The 7,695-nt window shown below is 58.4% G+C and carries 6 protein-coding genes and 8 tRNA genes; 13 read left to right on the top strand and 1 reads right to left on the bottom strand.

The window, feature by feature from the left end; translation table 11 throughout:
- Positions 1-153 precede the first annotated feature (153 nt).
- Positions 154-711: a cytochrome C gene (locus KJ624_05415; protein ID MBU2009254.1), complete on the top strand. Its 558-nt coding sequence runs from the start codon at positions 154-156 to the stop codon at positions 709-711.
- A 78-nt stretch (positions 712-789) separates the two neighbouring features.
- Positions 790-861: transfer RNA gene (locus tag KJ624_05410), tRNA-Ala, on the top strand.
- 102 nt (positions 862-963) lie between these two features.
- On the opposite strand, the gene KJ624_05405 is transcribed toward KJ624_05410, so the two are convergent.
- Positions 964-1,239, bottom strand: coding sequence for a hypothetical protein (locus KJ624_05405; protein ID MBU2009253.1), 276 nt, complete (start codon positions 1,237-1,239; stop codon positions 964-966).
- Positions 1,240-1,478: 239 nt separating this feature from the next.
- Between KJ624_05405 and KJ624_05400 the strand changes: the two genes are divergently transcribed.
- The 11 genes from KJ624_05400 to KJ624_05350 all read left to right on the top strand — a co-directional run bounded on the left by KJ624_05400 (position 1,479) and on the right by KJ624_05350 (position 7,414).
- Positions 1,479-1,550: transfer RNA gene (locus KJ624_05400), tRNA-Ala, on the top strand.
- Position 1,551: 1 nt separating this feature from the next.
- Positions 1,552-1,624 (top strand) — tRNA-Arg (locus tag KJ624_05395).
- A gap of 3 nt (positions 1,625-1,627) precedes the next feature.
- A tRNA-Trp gene (locus KJ624_05390) sits at positions 1,628-1,704 on the top strand.
- A 35-nt stretch (positions 1,705-1,739) separates the two neighbouring features.
- Complete coding sequence (locus tag KJ624_05385) at positions 1,740-1,961, top strand: hypothetical protein (GenBank protein MBU2009252.1); 222 nt, start codon at positions 1,740-1,742, stop codon at positions 1,959-1,961.
- A gap of 9 nt (positions 1,962-1,970) precedes the next feature.
- Positions 1,971-2,056 (top strand) — tRNA-Leu (locus KJ624_05380).
- Positions 2,057-2,061: 5 nt separating this feature from the next.
- Positions 2,062-2,136 (top strand) — tRNA-Gly (locus tag KJ624_05375).
- A gap of 71 nt (positions 2,137-2,207) precedes the next feature.
- Positions 2,208-2,281 (top strand) — tRNA-Cys (locus KJ624_05370).
- A 178-nt stretch (positions 2,282-2,459) separates the two neighbouring features.
- A tRNA-Leu gene (locus KJ624_05365) sits at positions 2,460-2,543 on the top strand.
- A 668-nt stretch (positions 2,544-3,211) separates the two neighbouring features.
- Positions 3,212-4,129 carry a DUF4412 domain-containing protein gene (locus KJ624_05360; GenBank protein MBU2009251.1) on the top strand — a complete coding sequence of 306 codons (918 nt, stop codon included), beginning with the start codon at positions 3,212-3,214 and terminating at the stop codon, positions 4,127-4,129.
- 1,111 nt (positions 4,130-5,240) lie between these two features.
- Positions 5,241-6,071, top strand: a complete 831-nt coding sequence (locus KJ624_05355; protein ID MBU2009250.1) for a DUF5050 domain-containing protein — start codon at positions 5,241-5,243, stop codon at positions 6,069-6,071.
- A gap of 215 nt (positions 6,072-6,286) precedes the next feature.
- A complete protein-coding gene (locus KJ624_05350; protein MBU2009249.1) occupies positions 6,287-7,414 on the top strand; it encodes a caspase family protein in 1,128 nt (375 codons plus the stop codon).
- Positions 7,415-7,695 lie beyond the last annotated feature (281 nt).

Here is a 7,695-nt window from a genome sequence, read left to right as displayed (position 1 = left end):
TCACCACATGCCTTCCAGGTCTCTATTATCTCCCGAATCTCTCTTCTGCGCATCCCTCATTGTACGCACCTGTACCATAAGTTGTGAGAGAACACAGGGAACCTTGACGGGGGAAGGTCAGGGATGTAGCATATGCCGCCTTGGAGGTATGACTTGAACAAGCGGAGCCGTTTGCAGTTGGTCCTCATAGCCGAGTTGTTGCTCTCTTCTCTCCTGCTCTTGACCTGCAAGCCGAAAGCTACCCCCACCCCCACCCCAACGCTGGTGGTCACTCCAACACCTACCCCGACGCCGGCGGGCACCCCGGCGGCGATAACCTTTGACCAAGCCCTGGCCCGGCAGGCAAGGCAGTTGTTCGTAGCTAAGTATGTCTGTAACGTGTGCCACAGCATCAGCGCTTTAAACATGCCTGGGGGCACCCTGGGGCCCGACCTTTCCGCGGTGCTGCTGGGCCGTGTTCCCACGGGCACCGCTTCTGCCCTCTACCCCCTGCCAAGATGGTTTGAGGAGAAGGGCCTTGCCCGTCCGGAAGGGGACCCCGTGAAGGCGGGAGAGCTTCTGGTGGCCTTTCTCGCATCCCCTCCCGACTATGCGCCCACCAAGAAGGTTCAGGTGGCCGCCTTTAAGAACACGGCGGGGGGCGAGGAGCCCTGGCTCAGGGACGTAAAGGCCCTTGTTGAGCTCTTCAGGGAAGCGTCAGCTAAGCAGTAAGTCTAAAGAGTAGACAGAGACCCTCAGTTCCCTAAAGAGGCAGGTGACACCTTTTCCAGGGGCCGTTAGAATACAAAGGGGGATATAGCTCGGGCGGAGAGCGTTGCGCTCGCATCGCAGAGGTCGGGGGTTCGAATCCCCCTATCTCCATGCCCCTGTAGCTCAGAGGATAGAGCAGCAGTTCTCTATTTCAAGGGAGGTCTAGAATAGGAAGCTTGGGCTATTGCCTGGGGCGTTTCTCCCTGATGGGGGCTACGGAGAAGCGGCGCCATCTCTTGTGGCCCTTCTGGCCGGTATGGTGCTGTTCTCACTCCTGGCCTGCAAGCGAGCGGCTGCCCCGACTCCGGCGGCCACCCTCACCCCTACCCCCCGGGCTACGCCAGTAGCTACCCCAACGCCTGCCCCAACGAATGCCCCCACGCCTATACCCACGCCAACGCCGACGGCCACCGCGACGCCAGCCCCAACGCCCACTCCTGGGCCGACGCCTATCCCGACGCCGCTGGCTACCCCCACGCCCCATGCCATGCCCATGACCCATGAGGCAATGGAATTTGTCCCGTGCAACGCTTGCCATAAAGTAGGCCAGCCGGGGGCGGGTGTGGCGGGCGGCACAGGGATGCCGGTACCAGGCCATGAGAGAGTGTTTGACCTGAGGTGCACACTATGCCATGATGGCGCGTGCACCGCCTGCCATGACCCCAGGTGGGTGGAACCGTAGGTGCTCGCCCGTTGACGCCCCTTACCTGCCCTGTTAGAATACAAAGGGGGATATAGCTCAGTGGGAGAGCGCTGCGCTCGCATCGCAGAGGTCGGGGGTTCGAATCCCCCTATCTCCATGCCCCTGTAGCTCAGAGGATAGAGCAGCGGTTTCCTAAACCGCGTGTCGGGCGTTCGAGTCGCCCCAGGGGTACGGAGGGGTGTAGCTCAGCCCGGTAGAGCAGCGGTCTCCAAAACCGCCGGTCGCGGGTTCAAATCCTGCCACCCCTGCCATGTTATAATAGAAGTGGCCTGAAAGGAAGGGGAAGATGTTCGTAGGGCTTATTCTGATAGTCATCGGGGTGGTGGCCCTCCTAGTGAAGCTGGATGTGGTGACGGGGAGCATCTGGGGCCTCACGTGGCCCATCCTCCTCATCATCCTGGGCCTTTCCTGGTTCCTTAAATGGCCCTTGCTCTTCCGAAGAAGGCGCTCTGGATGGGGCCCCTGGTGCGGGTGCTGGGGACGGGAGGAGAAGGAGGGGGAGCAGTAGGAAGGTCATGCCGAGGTGGTGGAATTGGCAGACACGCAGTCTTGAGGGGGCTGTGGGCTTAGCCCGTAGGAGTTCAAATCTCCTCCTCGGCACCAAAAGAGCGGAAGTAGTTCAGCGGTAGAACGCCTCCTTGCCAAGGAGGAGGTCGCGGGTCCGAATCCCGTCTTCCGCTCCAGAGAAAATCAAAGGCCCCGCCTCTGGCGGGGCCTTTATTTGTCCCCTGTTGTCCGATATAATCAGGCTGGCGGCGGCGTAGCCAAGAGGTCCAAGGCGGGGGTCTGCAAAACCCCTATTCACCGGTTCGAATCCGGTCGCCGCCTCTTTTGTACCTTACCCTCTACCACAGGTCCGTGCCAGGGCCACCAGGAGGACAACCAGGAGGAGGGCCCCCCAGAACCACAGGTCCCGGGAGGGCCTCCAGCGCTTTTTCTTATGCTTTTCATACCACCAGGGCCTGCCCATTGCCCCCCCTTTCCCTGCTATGTCATAATCTAAACGGCCGGGGTGGCGGAAGGGAAGACGCGGCGGACTTAAAATCCGCTGGGGTAATACCCCGTGCAGGTTCGAATCCTGTCCCCGGCAGATATGACCCGTCTGCGTTCAGTTGAATCGTGGTTGGCCTGCCCGCCTGGTTCGACTTTCTCATTCGGAATACGGGTTTCGGGGTGCTGTCGGGTCGTCAGGAGGGCTGACCTGAGGTCCGGTGAAAGTCATAAGGTTGCCACACCAATCCGTCCCACATTGCCACAAATTGTAGAGTTCTAGGTATCGCCAATCGGTTCCTTTACATCTTGGGCAGACTCTCGGCTGACTCTGTTGGCTTAACGCCTCATCTACCCAGGTGGCGACCCTCTTCTCTCTTTCTTCCTGTGGCCGCCTCGCCTTTTCTCTTGCTTCCCGCAAACGTTTGAACCATCCAAGCACGGTCCCCTCCCGCTCTTTTGACCTTTCTCCAATTATAGCTACAAGCAAGAAGCCTTGCCAGCCCGCTTCGGCCACTACAAAGTAAGGAAGGCTGTCACCATGACTGAACTAACCCGAGAGGCCTTCTTTCCTTGACAGCTTGTCTTCGTGATGATACACTTCGTTCGTCAAAGCTACCCAGCACGTAACCTGAGAGAGGGGGGAGGTAATACCGAGGAAGTGCTGGGTTCTCTTGTTGATACAGGCAACCTTCCTCCTCAGCATGAGTGCTTGTGTCCGCCGCACGGCCACCCCCGTGCCAGTAATTTTTGCCTCAGGAGGGAATAGTGTTTAGGAAACCAGGCATATGGATTCTTGTTCTCCTTATCCTGATCGCCATTGGGCTGTTTTTTGTCTTTCGGCCCACCGCCGAGCCGACACCGACCTCTACGCCCACACCTTTGCCTTTGGTCACATCTACCCCTACCCCGGCTCCTGTACTGACTCCCGCTCCCACGGCCGCGCCGACGTCCACTTCCGGAACCCCCACTCCAGGTCTTACCCCCACGCCTGCAGCCACCGCAACGCCGGCTCGGACACCAACTCCCACTCCAACTCCTGTTCCTGCACTTACTCCGACGCCGACGTCTACCCCAGGACCTACTCCTACCAGCACGCCTACAGCCACCCCAACGCCAACTCGGACCCCAACTCCCGCCCCAACCCCTGCTCCGACCCCAACGCCAAGTGAGTTGAGCCAGATTTTCGCCCAGGCAGCAGGCATAGTCTCCGTCAAATATGACATGACAATCACAGCCCCGGGAACGCCAACGACGACTGCAAAGGTGTGGCTAGAGAAGAACAAGATGAGGACAGAGTTCACTGCGGAAGGGCAAACTGTGGTCCAGCTAGTAGATATGGATGTAAGAACGATGTATATGTATATTCCAGCGGAGAACATGGCTATGAAAATGGATTTCAGCCAGGCCCCAGAAGCCCCCACCCAAAATATTGAGGAGTATAAGCCGGTAGTCATTGGCACCGAGACCCTGGACGGAAAGGTTTGCCTGGTCGTTGAATACACGGACGAGGGGACTAAGACGAAGTCCTGGATGTGGAAAGAGAAGGGATTTCCTATCCGCGTGGAGATGGCAACCCCTGAGGGCACGACGGTCATGGAGTTCAAGAACATAGAATTTGCTGACATCCCAGACAGCATGTTCGAGCTTCCGGCAGGGGTGCAGATAGTACAGATGCCAGGCTAGCTGAGGTAATCGGGAGGAAGGAGGCAGTCCTGAAGCCTCCCCGGGGGTGCTGCTGTTGCCCCGGCACAAGGGATGTTGAATTCGTTTGCGTGTGATATCCTGAGGGGAGGAGGGGCAGATCAAAGGAAGAGTCATCTTACTGGTGGCCGTTGTTTCGGTATTGATGGCCACCGGCTTGGTTATCTTTTGGGCCATCCGCGCCGGAGTCACGCCGACACCCGTTTCTCTGCCCGCCCCGGCCACGCCCTCTGACACGCATACTGCCACACCGGTCATAACAGCCACGCCCACACCCAACCCAACGCCTGCACTGACACCAACTATCACTCCCACCTCTACTCCGGCTCCGGTGCCAACCCTAAGCCCTACACCTACACCGACCCCTATACCAACGCGGACCCCAACAGCAACACCGGCGCCTACACCAACGCCAGCACTGACCCCAACTACCACGCCCACCTCTACTCCGGCTCCGGTGCCAACCCTAACCCCTACACCAACGCCGACCCGTACACCAACACCCACGCCCACTCGTACACCAACACCCACGCCCACCCGTACACCAACACCCACGCCCACTCGTACACCAACACCCACGCCCACCCGTACACCAACACCCACGCCCACCCCGGTAGTAGCGCCTATAGCCATCTCACCTGGCTCGGCCACGGAGCCGGGGCCGGTGATTAGCACCCTCACCCCGACCCTTCAATGGGGTGGTGTAGCGGGGGCCGACTACTACGCCGTGGTCATCAGCAGGTACCCCTATGGCTCCGGCAACATCATCTACAACCCCCAGCAGGTCAGTGGCAGCTCGGCGACGGTACCCAGCGGCACCCTGGTGGCCGGTGAGAAGTACCGGTGGAACCTGCAGGCCCACGGCCCCTGGGGGTGGAGCAATGTCTCCAACACCATCTACTTCCAGACCCAGGCGCCCACCTACACCCTGATGGTCAGCCTCCAGGGGCAGGGGGAAGTGAGCCTTAGCCCCCCCGATGGGAGCTACGTAGCGGGCACCCTGGTGACGCTGACAGCCACGCCAGCGTCAGGCTGGCAGCTCTCTGGCTGGAGTGGCGACCTCACGGGCTTTCAGAACCCGGCCACCATAACCATGAGCTCCAACAAGAGCATTACTGCCACCTTTGTCGGCGGGTACATTGCCTTCACCTCTGACCGGGATGGAAACAATGAAATCTATGTGATGAAGGCCGATGGCAGTGAGCAGACCCGCCTGACAAACAACGGCGCTCAAGACCATTTCCCGGCCTGGTTCCCCGATGGCACCAGGTTTGCCTTCGTCTCCGACCGGGATGGAAACAATGAAATCTACCTGATGAAGGCTGACGGCAGTGAGCAGACCCGCCTGACCAACAACTCCGCCTCGGACCTGTACCCGGCCTGGTCCCCTGATGGCACCGGGATTGCCTTCGTCTCCGACCGGGATAGGAACAATGAAATCTATGTGATGAACGCCGATGGCAGTGGGCAGACGCGCCTGACCAACAACCCCGCCTTGGACTTGTACCCCGCCTGGTCCCCCGATGGCACCAGGATTGCCTCCGTTTCCAACCGGGATGGGAGCTATGAAATCTATGTGATGAATGCCGACGGCAGTGAGCAGACCCGCCTGACCAACAACCCAGCCTCGGACCTGTACCCGGCCTGGTCCCCCGATGGCACCACGATTACCTTCGTCTCCGACCGGGATGGGAACAGGGAAATCTATGTGATGAACGCCGATGGCAACGGCCAGACCCGCCTGACCAGGAACCCCGCCTCGGACCTGTACCCGGCTTGGTCCCCCGATGGCACCACGATTACCTTCGTCTCCGACCGGAATGGGAACAGGGAAATCTATGTGATGAACGCCGATGGCGGCAGGCAGACCCGCCTGACCAACAACCCCGCCATGGACATATACCCGGCCTGGTCCCCGCAGTAACCCCCACCCCAACACCTAGCACCGAACCCCACTTCGGCAACAGTCCCCCCTGACGATTGATGGCAAACTAAACCGAATCTTAACAACTCTACACCAAATCTTAAACTAACTTTACCGTGTCTCAGTTACCTCGCCTGTTAGGATGCGCGCACGAATGCGGGTTAACTGCCCGGTACTTTCAGTTAACCCATTCAAGGGAGGTAAGAATGCTTGGAATGACGTTGCAAAGAAGCAGACGTGGTGTAGGGAAAGTAGGGGCCTTGTGCTTGGTGCTGTCTCTGGTGGTCACCTTGATATTGCCAACCGCGGCTTCTGCCGCTCAGCCGGATGCCAGAGATATGGAGATAGTGAAGAAAGCAGCTTTCAATGATGGGCAGCATGAAGGAGGATTACCTAGACGGTCCGGCGGGCAGCAGTTTGCCACCATAACCGGCAAATTGGGGGCGCTTTCAGTAGGCAAAAAGGGTTACGCCATCGCTATCGGTAGCAACTACCAGGGGAGTGTAGCGGCTGATGGGCAGATTCCCCTGATTCCTCCATTTGATGTCGAACTCGAATATGCCGAAGCCGACGCTCAAGCGATGGCAGGATTGCTTGCGGCCTATGGTTTTGATACCGTCATTCCACTAATAGGTGATGCCGCCAGCCGTCATAACATCCTGAATGCCATCAAGCAAATAGGACGTTTGGCGAAACCTGGTGATGAGGTTGTGTTCTTCTACAGCGGACATGGTGCCCGACAGTATGCTCGCGGATGGAAAGAGAAAGACCGGGAACATAAAGGCGTGGGTGTTATTCATCAGGGAATTGTGAGCGACCAGGGTGATGGCAAAAAAATGGACTTCCTCTGGGATGAGGAGCTAGCAAAGGAATTCAGCAGCTTTCGCACCGACAGGATTGTATTCGTATTCGATATGTGCCTGGCCGGTGGCATGACTGAGCTGGCCCGGAAGGGCAGGATTGTCGCTGGGGCTACGACCAGCACCGGCATTGCTGTTGAGGTCGGGCAATTCGGTGACATGGTAATTGACCACGGGCTGTTTACCTTTTTCCTCCTTGCGGCGCTGTCTGGCCTGGTCCCAGAGGCTGATGCCTATGACCATCTGCCCGGCGTGCCGGACGTAACCGTGGAAGAGGCTTACAACTTCGCCTCATTCTCATTGATAGATATGACTCCTCTCATTCAGGGGGAACTTGCGTACTATTATGGAGAAGAGATAGCCGCCCTATGGGGGACTCCTGTCATTGTGGACCTCTTTTGTGCGGATATGCTTCTCCAGGCTCTACCGTCACCTTTGAAGGAACGAACCAAGGAACCGCCGCCTTTTCACGGAAAAGGATAACCCAGCAGAATAGCGCACAAGGGGTCTTCTTAATCTCCAGTCCAACATCACAACTGGACTGGTTTTTGGGGGGGCAGGTCATCCTGGGTCTTCAGGGCCGAGTCGGGGACGGGTAGCCTGTCCCCTTCCAGGTTCGGGGAGGTCTCCCCGTTGATGGGCATAACCTTCCAGCCTGTCAAGGCCTCCTCCTCGCTCTGAATATCCTATCTCGCAGGTCTGGTGTCTTGACCGTTTCTTCACCCTCCTTTATGAAAGCTTAGCCCTCCTCTACCTGCAAGACG

The sequence above is a fragment of the Chloroflexota bacterium genome (genome assembly GCA_018825785.1).
In the GTDB taxonomy this organism is placed as follows: Bacteria; Chloroflexota; Dehalococcoidia; order JACVQG01; family JAHKAY01; genus JAHKAY01.
This window is presented reverse-complemented; position numbering and strand designations above follow the sequence as displayed.